The organism is Winogradskyella sp. PE311, assembly GCF_046545555.1.
Lineage (GTDB): Bacteria > Bacteroidota > Bacteroidia > Flavobacteriales > Flavobacteriaceae > Winogradskyella.
Genome location: NZ_JBHZTH010000006.1, coordinates 100,982 through 126,790 on the forward strand (window position 1 = coordinate 100,982; position 25,809 = coordinate 126,790).

Below are 25,809 nucleotides of genomic sequence, written 5' to 3' on the forward strand. Positions count from 1 at the left end.
CATGTCAGAAAAACCGACTTCATTTTCAATAAAAAAATGGTCTCAAGATGATCAGCCTAGAGAAAAACTTAGAGATAAAGGAAAGTCTGTATTAAGTGATGCAGAACTTGTAGCCATTTTAATAGGTTCGGGTAATAGAGAAGAAAGTGCTGTGGATTTGAGTAAACGAATTTTGGCTAGTGCTAATAATAATCTTAATGCTTTAGGAAAATTATCGATTAAACAGCTTATGGCATTTAAGGGTATAGGTGAAGCTAAAGCAATTACAATTACAGCAGCTTTAGAGTTAGGAAGACGACGTCGATTGGAAGAAAGTTTAGATTTAGAAAAAATTACATCAAGTCGCTCGGTTTATGATATTATGCAACCTCTTCTAGGTGAATTACCTCATGAAGAATTCTGGATTTTGTACCTTAATAACTCAAATAAAGTTATAAGAAAAAATCAACTCAGTAAAGGTGGGATTACAGGTACATTAGTAGATGTGAGATTGGTTTTAAAAACTGCCTTAGAGTTTGGAGCCACAGCTTTAGTGCTTTGTCATAACCATCCGTCAGGAACCTTAAATCCGAGCCAGGCTGATAAAGATATCACTCAGAAATTAAAATCTGCTGCGGAAAGTTTAGATATTAAAGTTTTAGATCACCTTATTGTAACCGAGAAAACTTATTTTAGTTTTGCTGATCAAGAAATCTTATAATGCTATTAGTCTACAGTCATAAAATTACACCGCGTTTAAAATATACCTTTAGGCATATTTGTAGACGTATTTTAAACTTAGATGTAACTTTTACATCTAAGGTAGAGGATTTTATTGCTCACAATAGTCTTAAGATGTCTTATGCAAAACAACCTCTTAGTAATGAGTTGTTCGTAAGAAGTAATGAACTATTGTTTGAGAATGGTTTGTCTGATATAGATATTAATGTTCAAAAATGGGATAACACCAAGGGCTTTTTTGCTACGGGAGATCGTAGTGATTTACCATTTGATATTTTTGCCGCTTCTTTTTATCTATTGAGTCGTTACGAGGAATACATGCCTCATGTTAAAGACGATTATGGTAGATTTTTAGCAAAAGAAAGTTTAGCATATAATCATCAGTTTTTAAACCAGCCAGTTGTGGATATTTGGGCTTTTAAGCTTCGAGATGTCTTAAAGGCGCGTTTTCCCGATTTTGATTTCCCAAAAAGAAAATATGCAATACAACCTGTAATTGATGTGCCGACGGCTTTCTATTTTAGACAAAAAGGATTGTTACGCACAATTGGTGGAACTTTAAATGATCTTAGACGTTTTAAATTAAGACAATTGTATCAGCGTTATTCGGTTTTAATGGGTTTTAAAAGAGATCCATATGATACTTTTAAATGGATAATCACCAAGCAAAAACAAAGTAATTTTAAGTTTACAGTGTTATTTTTAATTGGAGATTATTCTACATATGATAAAAATATAAACACAAACAAAAAGCAATTTGTGTCTTTAATAAAATCAATAGCCGATTATTGTAATGTAGGTATTAAGGCGTCTTATTTTGCATTAGATGATATTTTTATTTTAAAGAAAGAAAAGGTTAAAATGGAGGCAATAATAAATACAGATCTAAAAGCGGTTAGGCATTCATTTTCTAAATTAAATTTACCACAATCTTATCGTAATTTGGTTGAATTAGAAATTAACCAAGACTTTACTATGGGCTATATTGATACCTTAGGTTTTAGAGCAGGTACGTGTACCCCATTTCAATTTTATGATTTAGATTATGAAGTGCAAACCCCATTAAAAATTAACCCTTACCACTGTTTAGATTTTGCTTTGTTAAAATATGAATCTGAGCTAGATAAAACTGAACATTTACAAAAACTAATTGACGAAATAAAAGCAGTAAATGGTACATTTACTCCGATATTTCATAATTATACTTTTAGTGATTCTAATAATTGGACAGGCTTTAGAACACTATTTAATCAAATATTAGAATCCGCTGAATAATGACTAAAATAAAACATGTATTTTTTGATTTAGACCATACATTATGGGATTTTGATAAAAACTCTGGATTAACTTTTAAAAAGATTTTTGAATTAAATGGTATGACTATTGATTTAAGAGAATTTCTAAATGTATATGAACCTATAAACTTAAAATATTGGAGACTGTATCGTGAGGAAAAAGTAACTAAGTCCGAATTACGTTATGGAAGGTTGAAAAAAGCTTTTGATGTTTTAAATATAAATGTTGAGGATAGTATGATAAATAGATTATCTGAAGATTATATAGAATATTTATCTAGTTTTAATCATTTATTTGAAGATACATTTGAGGTTTTAGATTACTTAAAATCAAAATATAGCTTGCATATTATAACTAATGGCTTTGATGAGATTCAAGAAAAGAAAATGAAGAGTTCTAAAATTATACATTATTTCAAAACCATTACAAATTCTGAAATGGTAGGTGTAAAGAAACCAAATCCGAAAATCTTTAACTTTGCTTTAAGTTTAGCAAATGCGAATGCAAATGAAAGTATTATGATAGGTGATAGTCTTGAGGCCGATATAGAGGGTGCGGATAATTTGGGAATTGATGCAATACACTTTGATTACAAAGACGAACACAGTTCACATAACTACAAGAGAATTACAAAATTGAAATCATTAGAAAATTACCTTTAAATCATAAATCATGCTAAAAAAAATAGTATTCACAGTTTCATTTATTCTAATAAGTTTATATGGATTAGCGCAAAAAAATATAAATAACTATAAGTATGTTCTTGTACCTAAAAACTATGATTTCACAAAAGGTGAAGATCGTTATCAATTAAATTCAATAACCAAGTTTCTATTTAATAAATATGGGTTTGAAGCATATTTTATTGGTGATGATTACCCAGAAGAATTAATTAATAACAAATGCTTAGCGCTAAGAGCAAATGTAGTAGATGCTAAAGGGGGACTTTTAAAAACAAAATTAGAAATCTCATTAGAAGATTGCTTTGGTGATATTGTTATGACGTCTAAAGTAGGTGATTCAAAATTTAAGAATTATAGTAGTGCATATAATGAAGCTTTAAGAAAGGCATTTGATAGTTTTAAATTTATGAATTACAATTACGCTCCATTGAAAGAAAATGGGGTTGTGGAGCAGGTAAAGCAAAAAAAAGAAGGCGAAAAAGAGCTAACAATTTCTAATATCAAAGCTTTAGACGGTGTAAAAGATGACGTAAATAAGAAGACGGCAAATACAGAAAACAAAAAAACTCTTATAAAGAAGACAGAAAAACCCTCAGATGGAGACATAGAACTTTATTATGCTCAGGCCATTTCTAATGGTTATCAAATAGTAGATTCTGAGCCAAAAATCGTTATGGTTTTACTTAAATCTGGCGCTAAGGATGTATATATAGTAAAAGGAGAGAATGCAATAGTTTTCAAGGAGGATGGTATTTGGTATTATTCAGAAAACAATGCTGATTCTTCAACCAAAAAGAGGCTAAATATTAAATTTTAATACTAAAAGTTAGTAGCCGTATTTCTTTTTCCATAATGCTTTTAGATAATTCCTCTGAGCTTGCTCTCTAGCATTATTTCCAGGATTGTATATTTTGGTGTTTGCTATCTCGTCTGGTAGAAATTCTTGTTCAGCAAAATTGTTTTCATAACTATGCGAATATTTATATTTATCACCGTAGCCTAACTCTTTCATTAATTTCGTTGGCGCGTTTCTAATCGCTAACGGCACCGATAAATCACCAGTATCTTTAACGATTTGTTGAGCTTTATTAATGGCTTCATAAGCTGCGTTGCTTTTTGGTGAGCTTGCGAGATAAGTTGAGCATTGACTTAAGATAATACGAGATTCTGGATTTCCGATTACAGACACGGCTTGAAATGTGTTAGTGGCAATCACTAAGGCAGTTGGGTTGGCATTGCCAATATCTTCGCTCGCTAAAATAAGGAGACGTCTGGCAATAAATTTCACATCTTCACCACCTTCAATCATACGGGCTAAGTAATAAACTGCGGCATTCGGATCGCTTCCGCGTATAGATTTTATGAAAGCAGAAATAATATCATAGTGTTGCTCACCCGTTTTGTCATATCTGGCTGCGTTGCTTTGTACTTGTTTTGTTACAAGTTCATTAGTAATAACTATTGGTTCTTTATTATTAGAGGTAACAAGTAATTCAAATATATTTAGTAATTTTCTTGCATCTCCACCTGAAAATCTTAGTAGTGCATCAGTTTCTTTAAGTTTAATTTTTAGTTTTGACAAAACACGGTCCTCACTCATAGCGCGCTGCAATAGCGCTTCTAAGTCATCTTTAGTAAATGCATTTAAAGTATAGACTTGGCACCTTGAGAGTAGTGCGGAGATCACTTCAAAACTCGGGTTTTCCGTTGTCGCACCAATTAATGTAACCCAACCCTTTTCTACGGCCTCTAATAAAGAATCTTGTTGTGATTTACTGAAACGATGAATTTCATCTATAAACAGAATAGGGTTTTTAGCAGTAAATAAGCCTCCACTTTTTTTAGCTTTATCAATAACATCTCTTATGTCTTTAACACCAGAATTAATAGCGCTGAGTTTAAAGAAAGGACGTTCAGATTCATTTGCTATAATGTTTGCTAAGGTAGTCTTACCTATTCCTGGCGGTCCCCAAAGAATAAGAGATGGAATAACTCCACTCTTAATTTGTTGATATAACATTCCATCCTTACCAACTAAATGTTGCTGACTTAAATAGTCATTAAGGGTTTTTGGACGCAGTCTTTCTGCTAGTGGTATATTCATGGTTTAAAATTACAAAACGATAATGAAAATGATTAGACTTTTCTTAAGCACTTATGACAATATTTCATGATATTAGGTTTTGGTTATAAATTTGAAGTAACTTTTTTAAATTTAAAGATGTCCACAGAACAATTCAAATATTCAAATCGTATTATCATCTATCCATTGATGATGGTACTTTTCATATGGATTGTATTTTGGTATCAGGTTGAGGTAGATTACGGAATAAAGTCTTTTGGTATTAGACCTCAAAAAATAGAGGGTCTTTTAGGTATCTTTACAAGTCCGTTTTTACATGGTGACATTGATCACTTATATAATAATTCTATTCCACTTTTAGTGCTCTCGTTGGCACTGTTTTATTTTTATAATAAGATAGCATGGAAGGTTATTATTTATGGTATTTTATTATCAGGAGTGCTAACGTGGATAATAGGAAGAAGTGGTAATCATATCGGAGCTAGTGGGTTAATATACGTTCTTGTTAGTTTTATATTCTTTAAAGGTATTTTTGCTAAACACTATAGGTTGATTGCCCTTTCATTAATGGTGATATTTTTATATGGAAGTTTAATTTGGTATGTTTTCCCAGTTAAGGAAGGCATGTCTTGGGAAGGACATTTAGGTGGCTTAATAACCGGATTGGTATTCGCTTTAATATTTAGAAAACAAGTAGCTCAACCAGAACGCTATAAATGGGAGCAACCAGAGTATAATGAAGAAGACGACCCTTTTATGCGACATTTTGATGAAAATGGAAATTTTATAGAGTTAGACCCTGAATTGGAAGACGATATAGATTCTGAAATTGAAATAGAAGAATTAATCACGCCAAAAGTCAAATATATATTTAAAAAGAATGAAGATTAACTTAAAGTAGTTAATCCAAAATTAAGAACGTTGTCTAACAGCTTCATATAAAAATGCACCACAAGCAACCGATACATTTAAAGATTCAATCTCGCCTAAAATAGGAAGTTTAGCTTGGTCGTCTACAACTTTTAAAACCGAAGGATTTATACCTCTTCCTTCTGAGCCCATAATTATAGCGCATGGTTCTTTAAAAGAGACATTGTAAACAAAGTCTTTTGCCTTTTCTGTAGCTGCAACAACTTTTATGCCAGATGCTTGCATATGAAAAACAGCATCTTTAATATGGTCTACTTTACATATGGGTAATTTAAAAATAGCGCCTGCACTAGTTTTAATTGTATCTCCATTAATCGGAGCTCCTCCTTTTTTCTGAATAATTATGCCATTAACGCCAGTACATTCCGCAGTACGGACAATAGCGCCAAAATTTCTAACATCACTTAACTGATCTAAGAGAAGAAATAATGGGGTTTTTCCAGATTCAATGACTTGCATTACTAAATCATCAATATTATGAAATTCTATTGGTGAAATCTGGGCAACAGCACCTTGGTGATTTCCGCGCGTTAATCGATTCAATTTTTCGACAGGTACATAAGAAGAATTAACCCCTTCAGATCTTATAAGGTGCTCTAACTCCTTATAGAGTTCACCATAAAGTCCTTTCTGCATAAAAATTTTATCTATAGTTTCTCCAGATTTTATAGCCTCTATTATGGCGCGTATTCCAAAAATTGTGGTCTCATTTTTCATATATGGCAAAGGTATTGAAACAGAATTAAAAAGTAGCGGTTAAACTTACATGAACTTTGGAGTCAGATAATTTAAATTGACGATTTTCACTTTTACCGCTAGAATAATTAAGTCTAAATAGTCCTGCGTTGGTTAATAGCCCTAAGCCAAAACCGAAGCCAAAAAGCTTTTCCTTGGTATCATTAATTTGATTCTCAAAATAAGCAGCATCTAAAACTGAATGTATATAGATACTATTGCTTAAGCGATAACGATACTCCGTATTGATAACGCCATAAAGATTGGCCACTAAACTGTTTTCTTCAAAACCTCTAATAGAATTGATACCACCAAACCTAAAAAGTTCGTTGTCGAGGTAGTTATCGGAAGTTAAAATAGCTCCATTAAATCTTGTGTAAATACTATTTTTATTATTGAGATTAAATATTTTGTATGTGTCTAAATTAAAAACTGTTTGGTTTTGATTACCTAAAGTATTTTCTCTCTCTCCAAAACCTGATGATAAGTTAAACCAAAAGTTTATTGGAAATAAAGGGTCGTAAAATTGTGCTTTAATATAGTTGTAATTTAAAGTAAAATAATTGGTTGTATAGTCATTTAGTATGTCAGTATCATTTTCTAAAAGATTTGTAGAAGTGGTAGCATTAATGCCTATTCCGATTTTATTCTGAGCATTTATTTGATAATTTATTTTCACGTATTGTCTTGCGTTAGAAAATGTTGTATCCTTTCTAAAAATATTTAATCCAACTTGAAGTCCTATAGGTGAACTAAATAAATAAGGTAAATCAGCATCTACTCTGAAGGTTTGTTGATCAATCTCATCGCTTTTATAGAATAAATTTAAAGTTTCTCCAAAATTGAGATTATTAATGAGTCTTAAATCTAAATAGCCATCAAAATCGATCTTGTTGGTGTTTTCATTTGTTCCAAAACCTAAAAAGCCATCAAAGTTGTTTGTTTTTGTCTTTTCTAAATATAAATATAGTGTGGTAGAGTCTTTTGTAAAGAGTACTTCAGGGTCTTTAATTTTATTTGCAAAACGTACGTCTTCCAATAACTCAACCTTATCTTTTATTGCATTTAAGTTAAATGATTTTTCGGTTTTCAGTTTCATAAATCGTTTAATATAAGATTTAGGAAACTTCTCGTACCCCTTAACAATAATTTTATCAATACGTCTTTTTTGGTTAGCTGTGATTTTTAAATCGGCCGAAATGAAATCAGAGTTTAGTTTAGAAATATTAATTAATTGTAGTGAAGAAAAAGGATCACCTTGTTCTGCTATCATAGAGTTTAATGAGTTTAGAGAATTTTCAAGTTGCGAAATATCTAATTCAAAAAAGTTTTTGCCTTTTTTGTGAGTAATAAAATTGAGTAATTCCAAATTAAAGTTATCATTATAATTAATTCGAATAGAATTAATTTTATCCCCTAAAAACAATTGTGCATTATATGTGGAGTCATTTTGTTTTTCGACACGCTCTATTTTTGTGTCTATATAACCTAGTCTTGTTAGTTTATTTTGAATAGTTTTTAATTCTGTTTCTAGGTTCTTATAATTATCAAATACTTTTAAATAATTAATAGAATCGATAATAGTTGTTTTTCCAACAGATTCGCCTTTTATGCTGAGGTTTAGTGATTGCCCAATCAATTGGTTGCAAAAAACCAAAAGTGAGATGAAAAAAAAACGTTTAAAAAAAAGCATTAAATCTGTATATAGAATCTCAATTGATAACGTAAAAATAGGTCAATATATATATGTATAAAATGAATAGTTATATTTCTTTGAAAAATAAATTCTTAACTATTTGAATAATTAAGATTAATTCCTACCTTTGCAGCCCTCAAAAGTGAGGGTTAATAAAATTTTATATAGAAATATATGCCAACAATTTCACAATTAGTACGAAAAGGAAGAGCCAAAATAACCAAGAAGAGTAAATCGGCTGCTTTAGATTCGTGTCCTCAGAGACGTGGTGTATGTACTCGTGTTTATACAACGACGCCTAAGAAACCAAACTCAGCAATGCGTAAGGTAGCAAGGGTTCGTTTAACAAACGGAAACGAGGTGAATGCATACATTGGCGGAGAGGGTCACAATTTACAAGAGCACTCGATAGTATTGGTTAGAGGTGGAAGGGTAAAAGATTTACCAGGAGTTAGATATCACATCGTTCGTGGTGCATTAGATACAGCAGGTGTTGCTGGTCGCACACAACGTAGATCTAAGTATGGTGCAAAACGCCCTAAGAAGTAATTTAAAACTTTAAGAAGAAGACATGAGAAAAAGAGCAGCAAAAAAGAGACCACTTTTACCAGATCCAAAATTTAATGATCAGTTAGTAACACGTTTTGTTAACATGATGATGTGGGATGGTAAGAAGTCTGTAGCTTTTAAAGTATTCTATGATGCAATTGATATTGTTGAAGAGAAAAAGAATGACGAAGAAAAAACGGCGTTAGAAGTATGGAAAGATGCTTTATCTAATGTGATGCCTCACGTAGAAGTACGTAGTCGTCGTGTTGGTGGTGCTACATTCCAAATTCCAATGCAAATTCGTCCAGATCGTAAGGTTTCAACTGCGATGAAATGGTTAATTAGCTATTCACGTAAAAGAAATGAAAAATCTATGGCACAACGTTTAGCTGCAGAAGTATTAGCTGCTGCTAAAGAAGAAGGTGCAGCCGTTAAGAAAAGAGTTGATACTCACAAAATGGCTGAAGCAAATAAAGCATTCTCTCACTTTAGATTTTAATAAGAAATGGCAAGAGATTTAAAATTCACAAGAAATATAGGTATTGCTGCTCATATTGATGCAGGAAAAACCACTACTACAGAACGTATTCTTTATTATACAGGTGTTTCTCACAAAATTGGTGAAGTGCATGATGGTGCTGCAACAATGGATTGGATGGAGCAAGAACAAGAAAGAGGTATTACTATTACTTCTGCTGCGACAACTTGTACATGGGAGTTTCCAATTGAAAATGGAAAACCAACTGAGGATACTAAAGGATACCACTTTAATATTATTGATACTCCTGGTCACGTTGATTTTACCGTTGAGGTAAACCGTTCATTACGTGTACTAGATGGTTTAGTATTTTTATTTAGTGCAGTTGATGGTGTTGAGCCACAATCTGAGACTAACTGGAGACTAGCTGATAACTATAAAGTACCAAGAATTGGTTTCGTTAATAAAATGGACCGTCAAGGATCTAACTTTTTAGGTGTTTGTCAACAAGTGAAAGACATGTTAAAGTCTAACGCGGTACCAATCGTTTTAAATATTGGTGATGAGATAGATTTTAAAGGTATTATAGATTTAGTTAAGAATAGAGCTATTGTATGGCATGACGAAACTCAAGGGGCGACTTTTGATGTTGTAGAAATTCCTGAAGAGCTTAAGGAAGAAGCAAGAAAGTATAGAGCTTTATTAATTGAAGAAGTCGCAAGTTACGATGAGAACTTATTAGAAAAGTTCATGGAAGATGAGGATTCTATTACAGAAGAAGAAGTGCACGCTGCACTTAGAGCTGCTGTAATGGATATGGCAATCATTCCTATGATTTGTGGTTCTGCTTTCAAAAATAAAGGTGTACAATTTTTATTAGATGCTGTATGTCGTTACTTACCTTCTCCAGTAGATAAGGAAGGTATCGTAGGTATGAATCCAGATACAGAGCAAGAAGAAATTCGTAAGCCAGATGTAAAGGAGCCTTTCGCTGCTTTAGCATTTAAAATTGCTACTGATCCTTTCGTAGGGCGTTTAGCATTCTTTAGAGCTTATTCTGGTCGTTTAGATGCAGGCTCGTACGTGTTGAATAATCGTTCTGGTAAAAAAGAGCGTATTTCACGTATTTACCAAATGCATGCTAATAAGCAAAATGCAATTGATTTTATTGAAGCTGGTGATATTGGAGCTGCTGTTGGATTTAAATCTATTAAGACGGGGGATACATTAACATCTGAAAAGCATCCGATAGTTTTAGAATCTATGGACTTCCCTGATCCAGTAATTGGTATTGCGGTTGAGCCTAAGACAAAAGCAGACGTTGATAAATTGGGTATGGGCTTAGCTAAATTAGCTGAGGAAGATCCTACATTTACTGTACGTTCGGACGAAGCTTCAGGCCAGACTATTATTTCTGGAATGGGTGAGTTGCACCTAGATGTAATTGTTGATCGTCTTAAAAGAGAATTTAAAGTTGAGGTTAACCAAGGTCAACCACAAGTTGAGTATAAAGAAGCAATTACAGCTTCAGCAGATCATAGAGAAGTTTATAAAAAACAATCTGGTGGTCGTGGTAAATTTGCAGATATTGTATTTACAATTGAACCGGCAGATGAAGGTCAAATAGGACTTCAGTTTGAATCTGTTATTAAAGGTGGTAATGTTCCTAAGGAATTTATTCCTTCAATAGAGAAAGGGTTTAAGATGGCTATGGTAAATGGACCATTAGCTGGCTTCGAAGTAGATGCTATGAAGATAACTTTAAAAGATGGATCATATCATGATGTGGATTCTGATCAATTATCTTTCGAATTAGCAGCTAAATTAGGTTTTAAGAATGTTGCAAAAGCAGCTAAAGCCGTAATTATGGAGCCGATAATGAAACTTGAGGTTATTACACCTGAGGAAAATATGGGTGATATCGTTGGTGATTTAAATAGAAGAAGAGGTCAAGTAAGTGACATGGGTGATAGAGCTGGTGCAAAAACTGTAAAAGCTACTGTTCCATTATCTGAAATGTTTGGTTATGTAACAACATTAAGAACATTATCATCTGGTAGAGCAACATCAACAATGGAATTTTCACATTATGCTGAGACACCTAAGAATATTTCTGAGGAAGTAATTGCAGCAGCTAAAGGCGTAGAAGCTTAAAACTAAATAGAAAATGAGTCAAAAAATTAGAATAAAATTAAAGTCTTACGATCACAATTTAGTTGATAAGTCTGCTGATAAGATTGTAAAAACAGTAAAGAGTACAGGTGCAGTTGTAACAGGGCCAATTCCATTACCAACTCACAAGAAAATTTTCACTGTATTACGTTCACCACACGTAAACAAGAAGTCAAGAGAACAATTTCAATTAAGCTCTTATAAGAGGTTGCTAGATATTTACTCTTCGTCATCTAAGACGATTGATGCATTAATGAAGCTTGAATTACCAAGTGGAGTTGAAGTTGAGATAAAGGTGTAATTAAAACATAACATGTCCCACCGATGCGGTCGAGGGAAAAGCGGAAAAAATACGATTCAAGGCTGAAATGTATTTTCAGCCTTGAATTTTAAACAATAAATAATAATCAATAAATAATAATATGTCTGGGTTAATTGGAAAAAAAATCGGTATGACCAGCATTTTCGATGAAAACGGGAAGAATATTCCTTGTACAGTAATCGAAGCTGGGCCATGTATCGTTACCCAAGTCAGAACTGAAGAAGTGGATGGTTATTCTGCCCTTCAATTAGGTTTCGATGACGCGACAGAAAAAAGCGCTACTAAAGCTGATCTAGGTCATGCTAAAAAAGCGGGAACTTCTGTAAAACGCAAAGTTGTTGAATTTAAAGGTTTTGATGCGGAGTACAAATTAGGTGATGCAATCACAGTAGAGCAATTTACGCAAGGAGAATTTGTGGATATTGTTGGAACGTCAAAAGGTAAAGGTTTTCAAGGTGTTGTAAAACGTCATGGGTTTGCCGGTGTAGGCCAAGCAACGCACGGTCAACATAACCGTTTAAGAGCTCCTGGTTCTATTGGTGCTGCTTCATATCCTGCAAGAGTTTTTAAAGGAATGAAAATGGCAGGAAGAATGGGTGGTGACACTGTAAAAGTTCAAAATTTAAGAGTATATAAAGTAGTTGCTGAAAAGAACTTACTTGTTGTTAAAGGATGCGTTCCTGGTCACAAAAACTCTTATGTAATTATTGAGAAGTAATGAAGGTAGCAGTTTTAGATATAAACGGAAAAGATACGGGTAGAAAAGCAGAGCTTTCTAAAGACGTATACGCTATAGAGCCTAATAATCATGCTGTCTATTTAGATGTTAAGCAATACTTAGCAAATCAAAGACAGGGAACACATAAGGCTAAAGAAAGAGCGGAGATCGCAGGTAGTACACGAAAGATTAAGAAACAAAAAGGAACAGGTACGGCACGTGCTGGTTCTATTAAATCAGGTGTATTTAAAGGTGGTGGTCGTATGTTTGGTCCTAGACCAAGAAACTACGGATTTAAATTAAATAAAAACGTAAAACGATTAGCGCGTAAATCTGCACTAAGTATTAAAGCAAATGATAAATCGATAATGGTATTGGAAGACTTCAATTTTGATGCTCCAAAAACCAAAAATTTTATCAATGTTTTAAAGGCTTTAGAAGTAGAAAACAAAAAATCTCTGATTGTGTTGGGTGGCTCAAATAATAATGTATATTTGTCATCACGCAATTTTAAAGGTTCTGAAGTTGTAACAGCTTCAGAATTAAGTACTTACAAAATAATGAATGCTAATAAAGTGATTCTTATTGAGAGTGCATTAGAAGGAATTGAATCGAATTTAAGTAAATAGAACAGATGAGTATCTTAATAAAACCTATAATCACTGAAAAGGCAACGATGCAAAGTGAGTTGTTAAATGCGTATGCATTTGAAGTGAATACAAAGGCGAACAAGGTAGAAATCAAGAAGGCAGTTGAGGCTGCTTATGGAGTTTCTGTAGCTAAAGTTCGTACGATAAATGTCCGTCCAGATAGAAAGACTAAGTTTACAAAAACTGGTGTTCAACATGGTAAAACAAATGCTGTTAAAAAGGCAATTGTACAACTGGCGGAAGGTGAAACAATAGATTTATACGCTAACATGTAATTCGACTTATGTCAGTAAGAAAATTAAAACCAATCACATCAGCTCAGCGATTTAGAGTAGTAAATGGATTCGATGCCATCACTACTGATAAGCCGGAAAAGAGTTTACTTGTTCCGAAAAAACGATCTGGTGGTAGAAACAATCGAGGAAAAATGACTATGCGCCATTTAGGTGGAGGTCATAAAAAGAAGTATCGTATTATCGATTTCAAACGTAACAAAACTGGGATTCCAGCGGAAGTTAAGACAATTGAATATGATCCAAACAGAACAGCATTTATTGCACTACTAAATTACCAAGATGGTGAGAAACGTTACGTTATCGCTCAGAATGGTTTACAAGTAGGGCAAACGATAGTGTCTGGTGAAAGTGGTGTTGCCCCAGAAATAGGAAATGCAATGCCATTAAGTGAAATACCTTTAGGTACTATTATTTCTTGTATAGAGTTACGTCCAGGTCAAGGTGCTGTTATGGCGCGTAGTGCTGGGGCATTTGCTCAATTAATGGCAAGAGATGGTAAGTTTGCTACGGTTAAATTACCATCTGGTGAAACTAGATTGGTATTAGTAACATGTATGGCTACAATAGGTGTTATTTCTAATTCAGATCACCAATTATTGGTGTCAGGTAAAGCTGGTAGAAGTAGATGGTTAGGAAGACGTCCAAGAGTAAGACCAGTAGTGATGAATCCAGTTGATCACCCAATGGGTGGTGGTGAAGGTAAATCTTCAGGTGGTCATCCAAGATCTAGAAACGGTATTCCTGCTAAAGGTTATAGAACACGTTCTAAGACGAAAGCGAGTAATAAGTATATTGTAGAACGTAGAAAGAAATAATTAAGATAGTATGGCACGTTCATTAAAAAAAGGACCTTATATCCATTATAAATTAGAGAAGAAAGTTGCAGAAAATGTAGCTTCAAACAAAAAGACAGTTATTAAAACTTGGTCTAGGGCATCAATGATTTCTCCAGATTTCGTTGGTCAGACTATAGCAGTTCATAATGGTCGTCAGTTTGTTCCAGTTTATGTAACTGAAAACATGGTAGGTCACAAATTAGGAGAATTTTCACCGACAAGATCTTTTAGAGGTCATGCAGGTGCTAAGAATAAAGGTAAAAAATAAGAATCATGGGAAGTCGTAAAAAACAAATGGCGGAAGCCATTAAGGCTGAAAAAAAGCAAGTTGCTTTCGCTAAGCTAAATAACTGTCCTACATCTCCAAGAAAAATGCGTTTAGTTGCGGATTTGGTTCGAGGTCAAAAAGCAGAAAAGGCACTTCAGATTCTTAGATTTAGCCCTAAGGAAGCCTCGCGTCGTTTAGAAAAATTGGTTATGTCGGCAATAGCAAATTGGCAAGCCAAGAACGAAGATGCAGATGTTGAAGAAGCAAAGCTTTACATTAAGGAGATAAGAGTTGATGGCGGATCTATGTTAAAGAGATTGCGTCCGGCTCCTCAAGGTAGAGCGCACAGAATTAGAAAGCGTTCAAATCATGTAACCGTGGTTGTAGATGCATTAAATAAAACACAAAGCTAAGATAGAGATATGGGACAAAAGACAAATCCAATCGGAAATCGCTTAGGTATTATCAGAGGATGGGAATCTAACTGGTATGGCGGAAATGATTATGGTGATAAACTTGCTGAGGATGATAAAATCCGTAAGTATATCCATGCTCGTTTATCTAAAGCTAGTGTTAGTAGAGTAATTATTGAGCGTACGCTTAAACTTGTAACCGTTACTATCACTACTGCAAGACCTGGTATTATTATTGGAAAAGGTGGACAAGAGGTAGATAAGTTAAAAGAAGAGCTTAAAAAAATTACAGGTAAAGAGGTTCAATTGAACATCTTTGAAATTAAAAGACCAGAACTCGATGCACATTTAGTTGCTGCTAGTGTTGCTCGTCAAATAGAAAGCCGAATTTCTTACAGACGTGCAATAAAAATGGCAATTGCTGCGGCAATGCGTATGAATGCAGAGGGAATAAAAATTCAGATTAGTGGTCGTTTGAATGGTGCTGAAATGGCACGTTCAGAGCACTATAAAGAGGGTCGTATTCCATTATCTACATTTAGAGCTGATATTGATTATGCACTGGTCGAGGCGCATACTACTTATGGTAGGTTAGGTGTAAAGGTGTGGATTATGAAAGGTGAAGTTTATGGAAAAAGAGAACTTTCTCCATTAGTTGGTCTTTCTAAGCAAAAAGGTAAAGGTGGACGAGGTGGAAATAAGAACCAACGTCGTAGAAAGTAATTCTTTAAAGAAAAGAAAATATGTTACAGCCTAAAAGAACAAAATTTCGTAAGCAGCAGAAAGGCCGCATGAAAGGAAATGCTGGAAGAGGACATTTGTTATCAAATGGAACCTTCGGTATTAAATCATTAGAGTCAACTTTTATAACTGCACGTCAGATAGAAGCAGCGCGTATTGCCGCTACTCGATACATGAAAAGAGAAGGATCGTTATGGATAAAAATATTTCCAGACAAACCGATCACAAAGAAACCTCTTGAAGTACGTATGGGTAAGGGTAAAGGTGCTGTAGAATATTGGGCAGCTGTTGTAAAACCGGGACGTATGTTATTTGAAATAAGTGGAGTGCCGTTAGAGACTGCTCAAGAAGCATTAAGACTAGCTGCACAAAAACTTCCAGTTAAAACTAAGTTTATCATAGCTAGAGATTACGAAGCTTAATAGAAAAGTATTATGAAGCAATCAGAAATTAAACAGCTTTCAACGGCTGATTTACAAGAGAAACTTAGTGAGACTAAAAAGAGTTATACTGACCTTAAAATGGCTCACGCTATATCTCCTTTAGATAATCCTATTCAGTTACGAGTGGCACGTCGTGCAGTAGCTAGAGTAGCAACTGAGTTAACTAAAAGAGACGGACAATAATTGTATTCTGCTGAAAAGATGGAAAAAAGAAACTTAAGAAAAGAACGTATAGGGATAGTTACTAGTAATAAAATGGAGAAGTCTATTGTTGTTGCTGAAGTAAAAAAGGTAAAGCACCCTATGTATGGAAAATTCGTGTTAAAGACAAAGAAATATGTCGCTCACGATGAGACAAACGACTGCAACGAAGGAGATACTGTAAAGATCATGGAAACACGACCTTTAAGTAAATCTAAATGTTGGAGATTAGTAGAAATAATTGAAAGAGCTAAGTAATTATGGTACAACAAGAATCAAGATTAAGAGTAGCTGATAACACTGGTGCTAAGGAGGTATTAACTATTCGAGTATTAGGTGGAACAAAAAGAAGGTATGCTTCTGTTGGTGATAAAATAGTTGTATCTGTAAAAGATGCTACGCCAAATGGAAATATTAAAAAAGGTGCTGTATCAACTGCAGTTGTCGTTCGTACATCTAAAGAGGTAAGACGCCCAGATGGATCTTACATTAGATTTGATGACAATGCTTGTGTTCTTCTAGGCCCTCAAGGGGAAATGAGAGGAACACGTGTTTTTGGTCCTGTAGCTAGAGAACTTCGTGACAAACAATTCATGAAAATTGTATCATTAGCACCTGAAGTGCTTTAATTGATAAATAAGATGACAAAGCTTAAAATAAAATCGGGAGATACTGTACAAGTTATTGCTGGTGATCACAAAGGGTCAGAAGGTAAGGTGCTGAAAGTATTACTAGATAAGAATAAGGCCATTGTAGAGGGTGTAAATATGGTTAAGAAACATACGAAACCAAGTGCACAAAGTCCTCAGGGTGGTATCGTAGAGAAAGAAGCATCAATTCATATATCTAACCTATCGTTGTTAACTGCTAAAGGAGAAGCAACTAGAGTAGGATATAGAATGGATGGCGACAATAAAGTAAGATTTTCTAAAAAATCTAATGAAGTAATTTAATTATGGCTTACGTTGCAAGATTAAAACAAGAGTACAAGGATAAGATTATACCTGCTCTTACAGAAGAATTTGGATATAAAAATGTAATGCAAGTACCTAAACTTCAAAAGATAGTCGTATCTAGAGGTGTTGGTGCAGCTGTTGCAGATAAAAAGTTGATTGATCACGCAGTTGATGAATTGACTAAAATAACTGGACAAAAAGCTATTTCGACAATTTCGAAGAAGGATGTTGCTTCATTTAAGTTACGTAAAGGTATGCCAATTGGTGCTAAAGTGACTTTAAGAGGAGAGCAGATGTATGAGTTTTTAGATCGTTTAGTAACCTCTGCTTTACCACGTGTTAGAGATTTCAGCGGAATAAAAGCTACTGGTTTTGATGGACGAGGAAATTATAACCTTGGTGTAACAGAGCAGATTATTTTTCCAGAGATTGATATTGATAAAATCAATAAAATCAATGGTATGGATATTACATTCGTGACTACTGCTGATACTGATAAAGAAGCTAAGTCATTATTAACAGAATTAGGTTTACCATTTAAAAAGAATTAATTATGGCTAAAGAATCAATGAAAGCCCGCGAGGTGAAACGCGCAAAGACGGTGGCAAAATATGCTGAGAAAAGAAAAGCTTTAAAAGAGGCTGGAGATTATGAAGCATTACAAAAATTACCTAAGAATGCATCACCAATACGCATGCACAACCGTTGTAAACTTACAGGTAGACCAAAAGGTTACATGAGACAATTTGGTGTTTCACGTGTTATGTTTAGAGAAATGGCTAACAAAGGATTAATACCTGGTGTCAAAAAGGCAAGTTGGTAAAATTATAAATGGGTTTTAGGTTTGGCAATAGTGTCAAAAACCATTACCGCAAATTAATAACTATGTATACAGATCCAATAGCGGATTATTTAACGCGAGTTAGAAATGCAGTCAAGGCAAACCACAGAGTGGTTGAGATACCTGCATCTAACTTAAAAAAAGAAATAACTAAAATATTGTTCGATCAGGGCTTTGTTTTAAGTTATAAGTTTGACGACGATTCAACGGCTCAAGGTATTATTAAAATAGCTTTGAAGTACAACAAAGAGACTAAAGAGTCTGTTATCAAAAGAATTCAAAGAATAAGTAAACCAGGTTTACGTAAATATGCTGGTGCTAACGAAATGCCGAGAATCTTAAATGGTTTAGGAATTGCAATTGTTTCTACTTCTCACGGAGTGATGACAGGTAAACAAGCGCAAAGAGAGAATGTTGGTGGCGAAGTATTATGTTACGTATACTAAAAACAGGAAATTATGTCAAGAATAGGTAAAAACCCAATAACAGTTCCTGAAGGTGTAACACTTGAGATTAAGGAAAATATTATAACTGCTAAGGGTAAATTAGGTGAATTAACTCAAGAGTATTCAGATATTACTATAAAACATGAAGACGGTACTATTACATTAGAACGTTCTTCTGAAAAGAAAGATCACAGAGCGAAACATGGCTTATATAGAGCTTTAATTGCGAATATGATAGAAGGTGTGTCAAAAGGCTGGACTAAAGAATTAGAATTAGTTGGTGTAGGTTACAGAGCTTCTAATCAAGGACAGAAATTAGATTTAGCGGTAGGATTTTCTCATAACATTATTTTAGATATTGCTCCAGAAGTAAAAGTAGAGACAATATCAGAAAAAGGTAAAAATCCGATTGTTAAATTAACATCTCATGACAAACAATTAGTTGGTCAAGTTGCTGCGAAAATACGTGGTTTCAGAAAACCAGAACCTTATAAGGGAAAAGGGATCAAGTTTGTTGGTGAAGAAATTAGAAGAAAAGCAGGTAAATCAGCTTAATAATTAAGTTATGGCATTGACAAAGAACGAAAGAAGAATAAGAATAAAAAGCAGAATCCGAAAGGTAGTATCTGGTACTGAAACAAAACCAAGATTAGCTGTTTTTAGAAGTAATAAAGAAATTTATGCTCAAGTCGTAAATGATGTAACTGGAGTAACACTAGCAGCTGCATCATCAAGAGATAAGGACATTGCGAAGTCTAAAGGAAATAAGACTGAGGTTGCGACTTTAGTTGGTAAGGCTGTTGCGGAAAAGGCTATTAAAGCAGGGGTTGAAACTATTTCTTTCGATAGAGGTGGTTACTTATATCATGGAAGAGTAAAATCATTAGCGGAAGGAGCTAGAGAAGCAGGACTTAAATTTTAAGACATTATGTATCAAAAATATAAAAACGCAGAATTAGTAAAGCCAGGTGGATTAGATCTTAAAGATCGTTTGGTTGGAGTACAGCGTGTAACTAAAGTAACTAAAGGTGGTAGAGCATTTGGTTTTTCAGCTATAGTTGTAGTAGGTAACGAAGAAGGAGTAGTAGGCCATGGTTTAGGTAAATCTAAAGATGTTGCAACTGCAATCGCAAAAGCCATTGAGGATAGTAAAAAGAATTTAGTAAGAATTCCTATTATTAAAGGAACGTTGCCACACGAACAGAAAGGTAAGTTTGGAGGAGCGAGAGTGAATATCATTCCTGCTGCACCAGGTACTGGTGTTATTGCAGGTGGTGCTGTAAGAACAGTTCTTGAAGCCGTTGGTGTACATGATGTATTATCAAAGTCTCAAGGTTCTTCAAACCCTCATAATGTGGTTAAAGCAACATTTGATGCTTTATTACAATTAAGAGATGCCAAATCAGTGGCAAAAGAACGTGGAATTTCACTTGAAAAAGTATTTAAAGGATAATCTAAGACAACATGGCAAAGATTAAAGTAAAGAAAGTAAAGAGTGCAATCAATCGGACAAAAAGACAAAAGCTAACATTATTGGCTTTAGGTTTAAAAAAGATTGGTCAAGTAGTAGAGCACGATGCCACACCAAATATCCTTGGTATGGTGAAAAAAGTTGAACACTTAGTTTCTGTAGAAGAAGCTTAAAAATATAACTTAAATGGATTTAAGTAATTTAAAACCTGCAGAAGGTTCAGTAAAAAATCAAGGAAAGCGTATTGGACGTGGTCAAGGATCAGGTAAAGGTGGTACAGCTACAAGAGGTCATAAGGGAGCAAAGTCACGTTCTGGTTATTCCAAGAAATTAGGATTTGAAGGTGGACAAATGCCTTTACAGAGACGTGTTCCTAAGTTTGGATTTACCAATATTAATCGAGTAGAATATCAAGGTGTAAACTTAGATACTTTGCAACAGTTAGTAGACGATAAAAAAATCAAGGGAAGTGTTGATTTTGAATCTTTAGTTTCTATGGGGCTTGCTGGTAAAAATGAACTAGTTAAAATTCTAGGTAGAGGAGAGTTAAAAACTAAATTAACAGTCACTGCTCATAAATTTACTGCTACGGCAAAAGCTGCTATTGAAGCTGCTGGTGGTGAAGCTGTAACTTTATAAGACTATAAGGATGAAAATAATAGAAACATTAAAAAACGTCTGGAAAATCACTGAACTTAAGGATAGAATAATTCTAACCTTAGGTTTGCTTTTGGTATACCGTTTTGGTGCTCAGACTCCATTACCAGGTATAGATATAGATAAGCTGGGTGGTTTGCAGTCTGGTGTAGACGGAGGTATTTTAGGATTGTTAAACGCTTTTACAGGTGGTGCATTTGCTAATGCTTCTGTATTTGCTTTAGGTATAATGCCCTACATATCTGCATCTATTGTTGTTCAATTAATGGGTATTGCGATTCCTTATTTACAAAAGCTTCAAAAAGAAGGTGCAAGTGGACAGAAGAAAATAACACAAATAACACGCTGGTTGACTATTGGTATTTGCTTAGTGCAAGCTCCAGGTTATTTAGCTAGTGTACCAGCCTTATCTGGTGCTCAATCAATGAGCGCGTTATTGGTTCCTGGTTTTTCTGAAAATATATTCTACTTTTCATCTGTAATAATCTTAGTAACGGGTTGTGTATTTGCAATGTGGCTAGGGGAAAAAATCACAGATAAAGGTATCGGTAATGGTATTTCTTTATTAATTATGGTTGGTATCATAGCAACTATGCCCCAATCATTTATCCAAAATGCAGCTTCTAGATTAGAAGGCGGCAATGGTGGATTTATGATGATATTAATAGAAATGGTTATTTGGTTTGTAATAATCTTGGCTTCAGTGTTTTTGGTAATGGCAGTAAGAAAAATTGCTGTTCAATATGCAAGAAGAACGGCTTCTGGTGGTTATGAGAAAAATGTATTTGGTTCTAGACAGTTCTTACCTTTAAAATTGAACGCATCTGGTGTAATGCCAATTATCTTTGCTCAAGCAATTATGTTTGTACCTGGATTGATAGGACAAGCGTCTTTTTTAGAAGGTACAGATACAGGTCAGTGGTTACAAGCAGAATTTGGTAATAATTTATTTGGGTTTTGGTACAACTTAGTATTCGCTTTATTGATTATAATATTTACATATTTCTATACAGCGATTACAGTGCCTACTAATAAAATGGCTGATGATTTGAAGAGAAGTGGTGGATTTATTCCTGGGATAAGACCTGGGACTGAAACAGCTGAATATTTAGATAAAATAATGTCGCAAATAACCTTACCGGGATCTATTTTCTTGGCTTTGGTCGCAGTATTCCCAGCATTTGTTTTTCAATTTGCAGGGGTGCAACAAGGGTGGTCATTGTTTTTTGGTGGTACATCCCTTTTAATTATGGTTGGTGTGGCAATTGATACAATGCAGCAGATTAATTCTTATTTGTTAAATAAGCATTATGATGGCTTGATGAAGACTGGGAAAAACAGAAAATCTGTGACCTCATAATTATAAAACTAATTTAGAGAGTTTGATTTTACTCAATTAGGCAAGGTTTTTGTTAATTGAAAATCAAATACTAAAAATTATTTATGGCAAAACAAGCAGCAATAGAACAAGACGGAACAATTATCGAAGCATTATCAAATGCTATGTTTCGTGTAGAATTAGAGAATGGTCACATTGTGACTGCACATATATCTGGTAAAATGCGTATGCATTATATTAAGTTGTTACCAGGGGATAAAGTAAAATTAGAAATGAGTCCTTATGATTTAACTAAGGCTCGTATAACTTATAGATACTAAAAATAGTATTTAAAAAATCGAAACAGATGAAAGTAAGAGCATCAGTTAAAAAGAGAAGTGCTGATTGTAAATTGGTACGACGCAAAGGAAGACTTTACGTAATTAACAAAAAGAATCCTAGATTCAAACAAAGACAAGGATAAAAAGTAAAGAAGTCATTAGTATATAGTAGTTAGACGAATCTGTTCGAAATAGAAATGTTTAGGATTCTAATAACGAAAAACTAACAGCTAAAAACTAAAAAATATGGCAAGAATTGCAGGTGTAGACATACCAAAACAAAAAAGAGGTGTTATCTCTTTAACTTATATCTACGGAGTAGGTAGAAGTAGATCAAAAGAAATTTTAGCAGCGGCTAAGGTTGACGAAAGTACGAAAGTACAAGATTGGACTGATGATGAAATCGGTGCTATCCGTGATGCGGTCGGTACTTTTAAAATCGAAGGTGAATTACGTTCTGAAACACAACTAAACATTAAGCGATTAATGGATATTGGTTGTTACAGAGGTATTCGTCATAGAGCAGGTCTTCCATTAAGAGGACAACGTACTAAGAATAACTCTCGTACTAGAAAAGGAAGAAGAAAAACAGTTGCTAACAAAAAGAAAGTAACTAAATAATAAATAGTCTTTAGTCTTTAGACGTTGGAAAGAATCTGTTTGAAATTTAAAGGTTTAGGATTCTAGCGACTATTAACTATTACTAAAAACTAAAAGTAAACATGGCAAAGTCAAGTACAAAAAAACGTAAAGTAATTGTTGATGCAATAGGGGAAGCTCATATCACAGCATCTTTTAATAATATCATCATATCTTTAACAAATAAAAAAGGTGACGTTATTTCTTGGTCATCAGCGGGTAAAATGGGTTTTAGAGGTTCTAAGAAGAACACACCTTACGCAGCACAATTAGCAGCAGAAGATGCAGCAGGTGTGGCAAAAGAAGCTGGATTAAAGAAAGTAAAAGCATACGTAAAAGGTCCAGGTAATGGTAGAGAATCTGCTATTAGATCTATACACAATGCTGGTATTGAAGTTTCAGAAATCATTGATGTTACTCCACAGCCACATAATGGATGTCGCCCTCCAAAAAGAAGAAGAGTATAATTTATTTAATAAAAAACTAATATCGAATGTTAATACAGTTGATATTAGTTTTTTATATGTAAATTTGCAAATTCAAAAATAATAACAAGTATCACCGAGAGGTTAACGTTTGTAGAAGGATAAGCTTAAGACCTTAATTTTACAATCACTCTCATAACAAATTAAAAATGGCAAGATATACTGGTCCTAAAACTAAAATAGCTCGTAAATTCGGACAAGCTATATTCGGAGATGATAAAAACTTCGAAAAAAGAAATTATCCTCCAGGACAACACGGAAATAACCGTCGTCGTGGAAAGAAATCTGAGTATGCAATCCAGCTAATGGAGAAGCAAAAAGCTAAATATACTTATGGTGTATTAGAAAAGCAATTCAGAAACATGTTTAAAAGAGCAACTGCTGCTCAAGGCATCACAGGTGAAGTATTATTACAATTATGTGAATCTCGTTTAGATAACGTGGTTTTTAGAATGGGTATTTCTCCAACAAGAAGTGGTGCTAGACAATTAGTTTCTCACAGACACATTACGGTAAATGGTGAAAAGGTAAACATTCCGTCTTACCAATTAAAAGCTGGTGATGTTGTAGGTGTAAGAGAAAAATCTAAATCATTAGAAGCTATTCAAAATTCATTATCTAACTCTAGTAATGTTTACGAATGGATTACTTGGAATAATGATACTATGAATGGTACATATGTTGCTGTTCCTGCAAGAATTCAGATTCCAGAACAAATCAACGAACAATTTATCGTTGAACTTTACTCTAAATAATAAATTAATCATATTGGTATTTAGCCAAAGGATTTATAGGTATTCTTCACTTATAAATCGCGCAACTAAGTAACAATTAAAACGAAGAAAAATATGGCAATTTTAAATTTTCAAAAACCTGATAAAGTAATCATGATTGATTCTACTGATTTCGAAGGTAAATTCGAGTTCAGACCGTTAGAGCCAGGATATGGATTAACAGTAGGTAATGCTTTACGAAGAGTGTTATTATCTTCCTTAGAAGGTTTTGCAATTACTTCAGTAAGAATAGAAAGTGTAGATCATGAGTTTTCTACAATTTCTGGTGTAGTTGAAGATGTTACTGAAATGATTTTAAACTTAAAGCAAGTAAACTTTAAGCGTCAAATAGATGAAATAGATAATGAAACTGTTACGATTTCTATTTCAGGACAAGAGCAAATTACAGCGGGTGACTTTCAGAAATTTATTTCAGGCTTCCAAGTATTAAATACAGATTTAGTTATCTGTAACTTAGATCCTAAAGTAAATATCAATATGGAATTAACTATCGAGAAAGGTAGAGGTTATGTTCCTGCTGAAGAAAATAAGAAAGCTTCTGCGCCAATCGGTACTATTTTTACAGATTCAATTTACACTCCTATAAAGAATGTAAAGTATAGCATAGAAAATTTTCGTGTTGAGCAAAAAACAGATTACGAGAAATTAGTTTTCGAAATTAGAACTGATGGATCAATTAACCCAAAAGATGCGTTAACTGAGGCTGCTAAGATATTAATTCACCATTTCATGCTATTCTCTGATGAGCGCATAACTCTCGAGGCAGATGAAATTGCACAGACTGAAACTTATGATGAAGAATCACTTCACATGAGACAATTATTGAAAACTAAGTTAGTTGATATGGATCTTTCTGTTCGTGCGCTTAATTGTTTAAAAGCTGCTGAAGTGGATACTTTAGGCGATTTAGTATCGTTCAATAAAAATGATTTAATGAAATTCAGAAACTTTGGTAAGAAGTCTTTAACAGAGCTAGAAGAACTAGTAAACGTTAAAGGTCTTAACTTTGGTATGGATTTAAGTAAATATAAACTAGATAAAGATTAATTAATCATATTTTGCTCTCCTTATATTAGGATATGGTAGCAAGATGATAAAACAAATGTCATGAGACACGGAAAAAAATTCAATCACTTAGGAAGACAAACTGCGCATAGAAAAGCAATGCTCGCTAATATGGCATGTTCACTAATAGAGCATAAGCGTATTAATACTACAGTAGCTAAAGCTAAGGCTCTAAAGCAGTTCGTAGAACCAATGATTACGAAATCTAAATCAGATACAACACATAATAGACGTATTGTTATGTCTAAGTTAAGACAAAAAGACATCGTAGCTGAGTTGTTTAGAGATGTAGCCCCTAAGATTGGTGATCGTCCAGGTGGTTATACTCGCATCATCAAACTAGGAAATAGATTAGGTGATAATGCTGATATGGCTATGATAGAGTTAGTTGATTATAACGAACTTTATAATGCAGGTAAAGCAGAGAAGAAAACAACTCGTAGAAGTAGAAGAGGTGGTAAGAAAGCTGCCACAACTCCACCTGTCGAGACTAAAGCTTCAAACGAAGAAGAATAAATGTTAATAAGCATTAATAAATATCAAGGATAAACTGTTTTAGTTTATCC

At 33.9% G+C, this 25,809-nt stretch carries 40 protein-coding genes; 37 read left to right on the top strand and 3 right to left on the bottom strand.

Going from position 1 to position 25,809, the window contains the following annotated elements; all coding sequences use genetic code 11:
* The first annotated feature begins 1 nt into the window (after window position 1).
* From radC to ACFWU4_RS15435, 4 genes are read left to right on the top strand one after another with little or no spacing between them, the layout of a single operon-like run.
* On the top strand, window positions 2–700 hold the full coding sequence (gene radC, locus ACFWU4_RS15420) for a RadC family protein (RefSeq protein WP_411129492.1): 699 nt from the start codon (window positions 2–4) through the stop codon (window positions 698–700).
* Window positions 700–1,995: a polysaccharide deacetylase family protein gene (locus ACFWU4_RS15425; protein ID WP_411129494.1), complete on the top strand. Its 1,296-nt coding sequence runs from the start codon at window positions 700–702 to the stop codon at window positions 1,993–1,995. Before radC ends, ACFWU4_RS15425 begins: the two co-directional genes overlap by 1 nt.
* Window positions 1,995–2,678 (top strand): YjjG family noncanonical pyrimidine nucleotidase, encoded by a 684-nt coding sequence (locus ACFWU4_RS15430; RefSeq protein ID WP_411129496.1) that lies wholly within the window; start codon window positions 1,995–1,997, stop codon window positions 2,676–2,678. Before ACFWU4_RS15425 ends, ACFWU4_RS15430 begins: the two co-directional genes overlap by 1 nt.
* Before the next feature lie 10 nt (window positions 2,679–2,688).
* A complete protein-coding gene (locus ACFWU4_RS15435) occupies window positions 2,689–3,516 on the top strand; it encodes a hypothetical protein (protein ID WP_411129498.1) in 828 nt (275 codons plus the stop codon).
* A gap of 9 nt (window positions 3,517–3,525) precedes the next feature.
* Here ACFWU4_RS15435 and ACFWU4_RS15440 read toward each other — a convergent pair whose 3' ends face one another.
* A complete protein-coding gene (locus tag ACFWU4_RS15440) occupies window positions 3,526–4,803 on the bottom strand; it encodes a replication-associated recombination protein A (RefSeq protein WP_411129500.1) in 1,278 nt (425 codons plus the stop codon).
* A gap of 117 nt (window positions 4,804–4,920) precedes the next feature.
* Between ACFWU4_RS15440 and ACFWU4_RS15445 the strand changes: the two genes are divergently transcribed.
* Window positions 4,921–5,673: a rhomboid family intramembrane serine protease gene (locus ACFWU4_RS15445; RefSeq protein ID WP_411129502.1), complete on the top strand. Its 753-nt coding sequence runs from the start codon at window positions 4,921–4,923 to the stop codon at window positions 5,671–5,673.
* 21 nt (window positions 5,674–5,694) lie between these two features.
* Here ACFWU4_RS15445 and rlmB read toward each other — a convergent pair whose 3' ends face one another.
* Together rlmB and ACFWU4_RS15455 are read right to left on the bottom strand one after the other, a co-directional pair.
* Window positions 5,695–6,429 (bottom strand): 23S rRNA (guanosine(2251)-2'-O)-methyltransferase RlmB, encoded by a 735-nt coding sequence (gene rlmB / locus ACFWU4_RS15450; protein WP_411129504.1) that lies wholly within the window; start codon window positions 6,427–6,429, stop codon window positions 5,695–5,697.
* 25 nt (window positions 6,430–6,454) lie between these two features.
* Window positions 6,455–8,086, bottom strand: coding sequence for a POTRA domain-containing protein (locus ACFWU4_RS15455; RefSeq protein WP_411129506.1), 1,632 nt, complete (start codon window positions 8,084–8,086; stop codon window positions 6,455–6,457).
* A gap of 231 nt (window positions 8,087–8,317) precedes the next feature.
* On the opposite strand from ACFWU4_RS15455, the gene rpsL reads away from it, so the two are divergent.
* From rpsL to rplQ, 32 genes are all read left to right on the top strand, one after another.
* The gene (gene rpsL / locus ACFWU4_RS15460) at window positions 8,318–8,692 is read left to right on the top strand and encodes a 30S ribosomal protein S12 (RefSeq protein ID WP_008269190.1); all 375 of its coding nucleotides are present in this window, start codon (window positions 8,318–8,320) and stop codon (window positions 8,690–8,692) included.
* 22 nt (window positions 8,693–8,714) lie between these two features.
* A complete protein-coding gene (gene rpsG, locus ACFWU4_RS15465) occupies window positions 8,715–9,191 on the top strand; it encodes a 30S ribosomal protein S7 (protein WP_186846742.1) in 477 nt (158 codons plus the stop codon).
* 6 nt (window positions 9,192–9,197) lie between these two features.
* The gene (gene fusA, locus ACFWU4_RS15470; RefSeq protein ID WP_411129509.1) at window positions 9,198–11,324 is read left to right on the top strand and encodes an elongation factor G; all 2,127 of its coding nucleotides are present in this window, start codon (window positions 9,198–9,200) and stop codon (window positions 11,322–11,324) included.
* Between the two features lie 13 nt (window positions 11,325–11,337).
* Complete coding sequence (rpsJ, locus tag ACFWU4_RS15475; protein ID WP_007650482.1) at window positions 11,338–11,643, top strand: 30S ribosomal protein S10; 306 nt, start codon at window positions 11,338–11,340, stop codon at window positions 11,641–11,643.
* Between the two features lie 121 nt (window positions 11,644–11,764).
* Entirely contained in the window at window positions 11,765–12,382 is a 618-nt protein-coding gene (rplC, locus tag ACFWU4_RS15480) for a 50S ribosomal protein L3 (RefSeq protein WP_411129512.1), read from the top strand.
* The gene (gene rplD / locus ACFWU4_RS15485) at window positions 12,382–13,011 is read left to right on the top strand and encodes a 50S ribosomal protein L4 (RefSeq protein ID WP_411129514.1); all 630 of its coding nucleotides are present in this window, start codon (window positions 12,382–12,384) and stop codon (window positions 13,009–13,011) included. Before rplC ends, rplD begins: the two co-directional genes overlap by 1 nt.
* Before the next feature lie 5 nt (window positions 13,012–13,016).
* A complete protein-coding gene (gene rplW, locus ACFWU4_RS15490; protein WP_411129516.1) occupies window positions 13,017–13,307 on the top strand; it encodes a 50S ribosomal protein L23 in 291 nt (96 codons plus the stop codon).
* Between the two features lie 8 nt (window positions 13,308–13,315).
* Entirely contained in the window at window positions 13,316–14,143 is an 828-nt protein-coding gene (rplB, locus tag ACFWU4_RS15495) for a 50S ribosomal protein L2 (protein WP_411129518.1), read from the top strand.
* A 10-nt stretch (window positions 14,144–14,153) separates the two neighbouring features.
* Window positions 14,154–14,432, top strand: coding sequence for a 30S ribosomal protein S19 (gene rpsS / locus ACFWU4_RS15500; RefSeq protein ID WP_008269180.1), 279 nt, complete (start codon window positions 14,154–14,156; stop codon window positions 14,430–14,432).
* Between the two features lie 5 nt (window positions 14,433–14,437).
* Window positions 14,438–14,845 (top strand): 50S ribosomal protein L22, encoded by a 408-nt coding sequence (gene rplV / locus ACFWU4_RS15505; RefSeq protein ID WP_299115339.1) that lies wholly within the window; start codon window positions 14,438–14,440, stop codon window positions 14,843–14,845.
* A gap of 9 nt (window positions 14,846–14,854) precedes the next feature.
* The gene (gene rpsC, locus ACFWU4_RS15510; protein ID WP_155089965.1) at window positions 14,855–15,568 is read left to right on the top strand and encodes a 30S ribosomal protein S3; all 714 of its coding nucleotides are present in this window, start codon (window positions 14,855–14,857) and stop codon (window positions 15,566–15,568) included.
* A gap of 20 nt (window positions 15,569–15,588) precedes the next feature.
* Entirely contained in the window at window positions 15,589–16,008 is a 420-nt protein-coding gene (gene rplP, locus ACFWU4_RS15515) for a 50S ribosomal protein L16 (RefSeq protein ID WP_179354560.1), read from the top strand.
* Window positions 16,009–16,020: 12 nt separating this feature from the next.
* Complete coding sequence (gene rpmC / locus ACFWU4_RS15520; RefSeq protein ID WP_411129521.1) at window positions 16,021–16,212, top strand: 50S ribosomal protein L29; 192 nt, start codon at window positions 16,021–16,023, stop codon at window positions 16,210–16,212.
* 18 nt (window positions 16,213–16,230) lie between these two features.
* Window positions 16,231–16,488: a 30S ribosomal protein S17 gene (gene rpsQ, locus ACFWU4_RS15525; RefSeq protein ID WP_092469501.1), complete on the top strand. Its 258-nt coding sequence runs from the start codon at window positions 16,231–16,233 to the stop codon at window positions 16,486–16,488.
* A 2-nt stretch (window positions 16,489–16,490) separates the two neighbouring features.
* On the top strand, window positions 16,491–16,859 hold the full coding sequence (rplN, locus tag ACFWU4_RS15530; RefSeq protein WP_411129523.1) for a 50S ribosomal protein L14: 369 nt from the start codon (window positions 16,491–16,493) through the stop codon (window positions 16,857–16,859).
* A gap of 12 nt (window positions 16,860–16,871) precedes the next feature.
* Window positions 16,872–17,183 carry a 50S ribosomal protein L24 gene (gene rplX / locus ACFWU4_RS15535; RefSeq protein WP_411129525.1) on the top strand — a complete coding sequence of 104 codons (312 nt, stop codon included), beginning with the start codon at window positions 16,872–16,874 and terminating at the stop codon, window positions 17,181–17,183.
* 2 nt (window positions 17,184–17,185) lie between these two features.
* Entirely contained in the window at window positions 17,186–17,737 is a 552-nt protein-coding gene (rplE, locus tag ACFWU4_RS15540) for a 50S ribosomal protein L5 (protein WP_411129527.1), read from the top strand.
* A gap of 2 nt (window positions 17,738–17,739) precedes the next feature.
* Window positions 17,740–18,009, top strand: coding sequence for a 30S ribosomal protein S14 (rpsN, locus tag ACFWU4_RS15545; protein ID WP_411129529.1), 270 nt, complete (start codon window positions 17,740–17,742; stop codon window positions 18,007–18,009).
* A gap of 62 nt (window positions 18,010–18,071) precedes the next feature.
* Window positions 18,072–18,473 (top strand): 30S ribosomal protein S8, encoded by a 402-nt coding sequence (gene rpsH, locus ACFWU4_RS15550; protein WP_411129531.1) that lies wholly within the window; start codon window positions 18,072–18,074, stop codon window positions 18,471–18,473.
* 12 nt (window positions 18,474–18,485) lie between these two features.
* Window positions 18,486–19,028, top strand: coding sequence for a 50S ribosomal protein L6 (gene rplF / locus ACFWU4_RS15555; protein ID WP_411129533.1), 543 nt, complete (start codon window positions 18,486–18,488; stop codon window positions 19,026–19,028).
* Window positions 19,029–19,038: 10 nt separating this feature from the next.
* A complete protein-coding gene (rplR, locus tag ACFWU4_RS15560) occupies window positions 19,039–19,395 on the top strand; it encodes a 50S ribosomal protein L18 (RefSeq protein WP_411129535.1) in 357 nt (118 codons plus the stop codon).
* Between the two features lie 6 nt (window positions 19,396–19,401).
* Window positions 19,402–19,926 carry a 30S ribosomal protein S5 gene (gene rpsE, locus ACFWU4_RS15565; protein ID WP_411129537.1) on the top strand — a complete coding sequence of 175 codons (525 nt, stop codon included), beginning with the start codon at window positions 19,402–19,404 and terminating at the stop codon, window positions 19,924–19,926.
* Window positions 19,927–19,937: 11 nt separating this feature from the next.
* Window positions 19,938–20,117 (top strand): 50S ribosomal protein L30, encoded by a 180-nt coding sequence (gene rpmD, locus ACFWU4_RS15570; protein ID WP_008269164.1) that lies wholly within the window; start codon window positions 19,938–19,940, stop codon window positions 20,115–20,117.
* A 13-nt stretch (window positions 20,118–20,130) separates the two neighbouring features.
* Entirely contained in the window at window positions 20,131–20,583 is a 453-nt protein-coding gene (gene rplO / locus ACFWU4_RS15575) for a 50S ribosomal protein L15 (RefSeq protein ID WP_411129539.1), read from the top strand.
* A gap of 10 nt (window positions 20,584–20,593) precedes the next feature.
* Window positions 20,594–21,961, top strand: coding sequence for a preprotein translocase subunit SecY (secY, locus tag ACFWU4_RS15580; protein ID WP_411129541.1), 1,368 nt, complete (start codon window positions 20,594–20,596; stop codon window positions 21,959–21,961).
* 83 nt (window positions 21,962–22,044) lie between these two features.
* Window positions 22,045–22,260 (top strand): translation initiation factor IF-1, encoded by a 216-nt coding sequence (infA, locus tag ACFWU4_RS15585; RefSeq protein ID WP_007094967.1) that lies wholly within the window; start codon window positions 22,045–22,047, stop codon window positions 22,258–22,260.
* Window positions 22,261–22,286: 26 nt separating this feature from the next.
* Entirely contained in the window at window positions 22,287–22,403 is a 117-nt protein-coding gene (ykgO, locus tag ACFWU4_RS15590) for a type B 50S ribosomal protein L36 (protein WP_008269159.1), read from the top strand.
* A gap of 103 nt (window positions 22,404–22,506) precedes the next feature.
* Entirely contained in the window at window positions 22,507–22,881 is a 375-nt protein-coding gene (gene rpsM, locus ACFWU4_RS15595) for a 30S ribosomal protein S13 (RefSeq protein ID WP_411129545.1), read from the top strand.
* Between the two features lie 101 nt (window positions 22,882–22,982).
* Window positions 22,983–23,366, top strand: coding sequence for a 30S ribosomal protein S11 (gene rpsK / locus ACFWU4_RS15600; protein WP_227477127.1), 384 nt, complete (start codon window positions 22,983–22,985; stop codon window positions 23,364–23,366).
* Between the two features lie 167 nt (window positions 23,367–23,533).
* The gene (rpsD, locus tag ACFWU4_RS15605; protein WP_411129547.1) at window positions 23,534–24,139 is read left to right on the top strand and encodes a 30S ribosomal protein S4; all 606 of its coding nucleotides are present in this window, start codon (window positions 23,534–23,536) and stop codon (window positions 24,137–24,139) included.
* A 93-nt stretch (window positions 24,140–24,232) separates the two neighbouring features.
* Window positions 24,233–25,225, top strand: coding sequence for a DNA-directed RNA polymerase subunit alpha (locus ACFWU4_RS15610; protein ID WP_411129549.1), 993 nt, complete (start codon window positions 24,233–24,235; stop codon window positions 25,223–25,225).
* A 60-nt stretch (window positions 25,226–25,285) separates the two neighbouring features.
* Entirely contained in the window at window positions 25,286–25,759 is a 474-nt protein-coding gene (gene rplQ / locus ACFWU4_RS15615) for a 50S ribosomal protein L17 (protein WP_411129551.1), read from the top strand.
* The last annotated feature ends 50 nt before the right edge of the window (window positions 25,760–25,809 follow it).

Bases quoted from the DNA above. Each gene is read 5' to 3' on its own strand.
- ACFWU4_RS15430 (WP_411129496.1), top strand. From the start codon at position 1,995: ATGACTAAAATAAAACATGTATTTTTTGATTTAGACCATACATTATGG.
- rpsS (WP_008269180.1), top strand. From the start codon at position 14,154: ATGGCACGTTCATTAAAAAAAGGACCTTATATCCATTATAAATTAGAG.
- rpsH (WP_411129531.1), top strand. From the start codon at position 18,072: ATGTATACAGATCCAATAGCGGATTATTTAACGCGAGTTAGAAATGCA.
- rplP (WP_179354560.1), top strand. From the start codon at position 15,589: ATGTTACAGCCTAAAAGAACAAAATTTCGTAAGCAGCAGAAAGGCCGC.
- ACFWU4_RS15610 (WP_411129549.1), top strand. From the start codon at position 24,233: ATGGCAATTTTAAATTTTCAAAAACCTGATAAAGTAATCATGATTGAT.
- rplO (WP_411129539.1), top strand. From the start codon at position 20,131: ATGGATTTAAGTAATTTAAAACCTGCAGAAGGTTCAGTAAAAAATCAA.
- rplW (WP_411129516.1), top strand. From the start codon at position 13,017: ATGAGTATCTTAATAAAACCTATAATCACTGAAAAGGCAACGATGCAA.
- rpsE (WP_411129537.1), top strand. From the start codon at position 19,402: ATGTATCAAAAATATAAAAACGCAGAATTAGTAAAGCCAGGTGGATTA.
- rplD (WP_411129514.1), top strand. From the start codon at position 12,382: ATGAAGGTAGCAGTTTTAGATATAAACGGAAAAGATACGGGTAGAAAA.
- rplQ (WP_411129551.1), top strand. From the start codon at position 25,286: ATGAGACACGGAAAAAAATTCAATCACTTAGGAAGACAAACTGCGCAT.
- infA (WP_007094967.1), top strand. From the start codon at position 22,045: ATGGCAAAACAAGCAGCAATAGAACAAGACGGAACAATTATCGAAGCA.
- rpsQ (WP_092469501.1), top strand. From the start codon at position 16,231: ATGGAAAAAAGAAACTTAAGAAAAGAACGTATAGGGATAGTTACTAGT.
- rplV (WP_299115339.1), top strand. From the start codon at position 14,438: ATGGGAAGTCGTAAAAAACAAATGGCGGAAGCCATTAAGGCTGAAAAA.
- radC (WP_411129492.1), top strand. From the start codon at position 2: ATGTCAGAAAAACCGACTTCATTTTCAATAAAAAAATGGTCTCAAGAT.
- rpsN (WP_411129529.1), top strand. From the start codon at position 17,740: ATGGCTAAAGAATCAATGAAAGCCCGCGAGGTGAAACGCGCAAAGACG.
- rpsL (WP_008269190.1), top strand. From the start codon at position 8,318: ATGCCAACAATTTCACAATTAGTACGAAAAGGAAGAGCCAAAATAACC.
- rpsG (WP_186846742.1), top strand. From the start codon at position 8,715: ATGAGAAAAAGAGCAGCAAAAAAGAGACCACTTTTACCAGATCCAAAA.
- rpsK (WP_227477127.1), top strand. From the start codon at position 22,983: ATGGCAAAGTCAAGTACAAAAAAACGTAAAGTAATTGTTGATGCAATA.
- rplF (WP_411129533.1), top strand. From the start codon at position 18,486: ATGTCAAGAATAGGTAAAAACCCAATAACAGTTCCTGAAGGTGTAACA.
- ACFWU4_RS15445 (WP_411129502.1), top strand. From the start codon at position 4,921: ATGTCCACAGAACAATTCAAATATTCAAATCGTATTATCATCTATCCA.
- secY (WP_411129541.1), top strand. From the start codon at position 20,594: ATGAAAATAATAGAAACATTAAAAAACGTCTGGAAAATCACTGAACTT.
- rplE (WP_411129527.1), top strand. From the start codon at position 17,186: ATGGCTTACGTTGCAAGATTAAAACAAGAGTACAAGGATAAGATTATA.
- rpsJ (WP_007650482.1), top strand. From the start codon at position 11,338: ATGAGTCAAAAAATTAGAATAAAATTAAAGTCTTACGATCACAATTTA.
- rpsD (WP_411129547.1), top strand. From the start codon at position 23,534: ATGGCAAGATATACTGGTCCTAAAACTAAAATAGCTCGTAAATTCGGA.
- rplC (WP_411129512.1), top strand. From the start codon at position 11,765: ATGTCTGGGTTAATTGGAAAAAAAATCGGTATGACCAGCATTTTCGAT.
- rplR (WP_411129535.1), top strand. From the start codon at position 19,039: ATGGCATTGACAAAGAACGAAAGAAGAATAAGAATAAAAAGCAGAATC.
- rplN (WP_411129523.1), top strand. From the start codon at position 16,491: ATGGTACAACAAGAATCAAGATTAAGAGTAGCTGATAACACTGGTGCT.
- rpsC (WP_155089965.1), top strand. From the start codon at position 14,855: ATGGGACAAAAGACAAATCCAATCGGAAATCGCTTAGGTATTATCAGA.
- rpmD (WP_008269164.1), top strand. From the start codon at position 19,938: ATGGCAAAGATTAAAGTAAAGAAAGTAAAGAGTGCAATCAATCGGACA.
- ykgO (WP_008269159.1), top strand. From the start codon at position 22,287: ATGAAAGTAAGAGCATCAGTTAAAAAGAGAAGTGCTGATTGTAAATTG.
- rplX (WP_411129525.1), top strand. From the start codon at position 16,872: ATGACAAAGCTTAAAATAAAATCGGGAGATACTGTACAAGTTATTGCT.
- ACFWU4_RS15440 (WP_411129500.1), bottom strand. From the start codon at position 4,803: ATGAATATACCACTAGCAGAAAGACTGCGTCCAAAAACCCTTAATGAC.
- ACFWU4_RS15425 (WP_411129494.1), top strand. From the start codon at position 700: ATGCTATTAGTCTACAGTCATAAAATTACACCGCGTTTAAAATATACC.
- rpsM (WP_411129545.1), top strand. From the start codon at position 22,507: ATGGCAAGAATTGCAGGTGTAGACATACCAAAACAAAAAAGAGGTGTT.
- rplB (WP_411129518.1), top strand. From the start codon at position 13,316: ATGTCAGTAAGAAAATTAAAACCAATCACATCAGCTCAGCGATTTAGA.
- ACFWU4_RS15435 (WP_411129498.1), top strand. From the start codon at position 2,689: ATGCTAAAAAAAATAGTATTCACAGTTTCATTTATTCTAATAAGTTTA.
- rlmB (WP_411129504.1), bottom strand. From the start codon at position 6,429: ATGAAAAATGAGACCACAATTTTTGGAATACGCGCCATAATAGAGGCT.
- rpmC (WP_411129521.1), top strand. From the start codon at position 16,021: ATGAAGCAATCAGAAATTAAACAGCTTTCAACGGCTGATTTACAAGAG.
- fusA (WP_411129509.1), top strand. From the start codon at position 9,198: ATGGCAAGAGATTTAAAATTCACAAGAAATATAGGTATTGCTGCTCAT.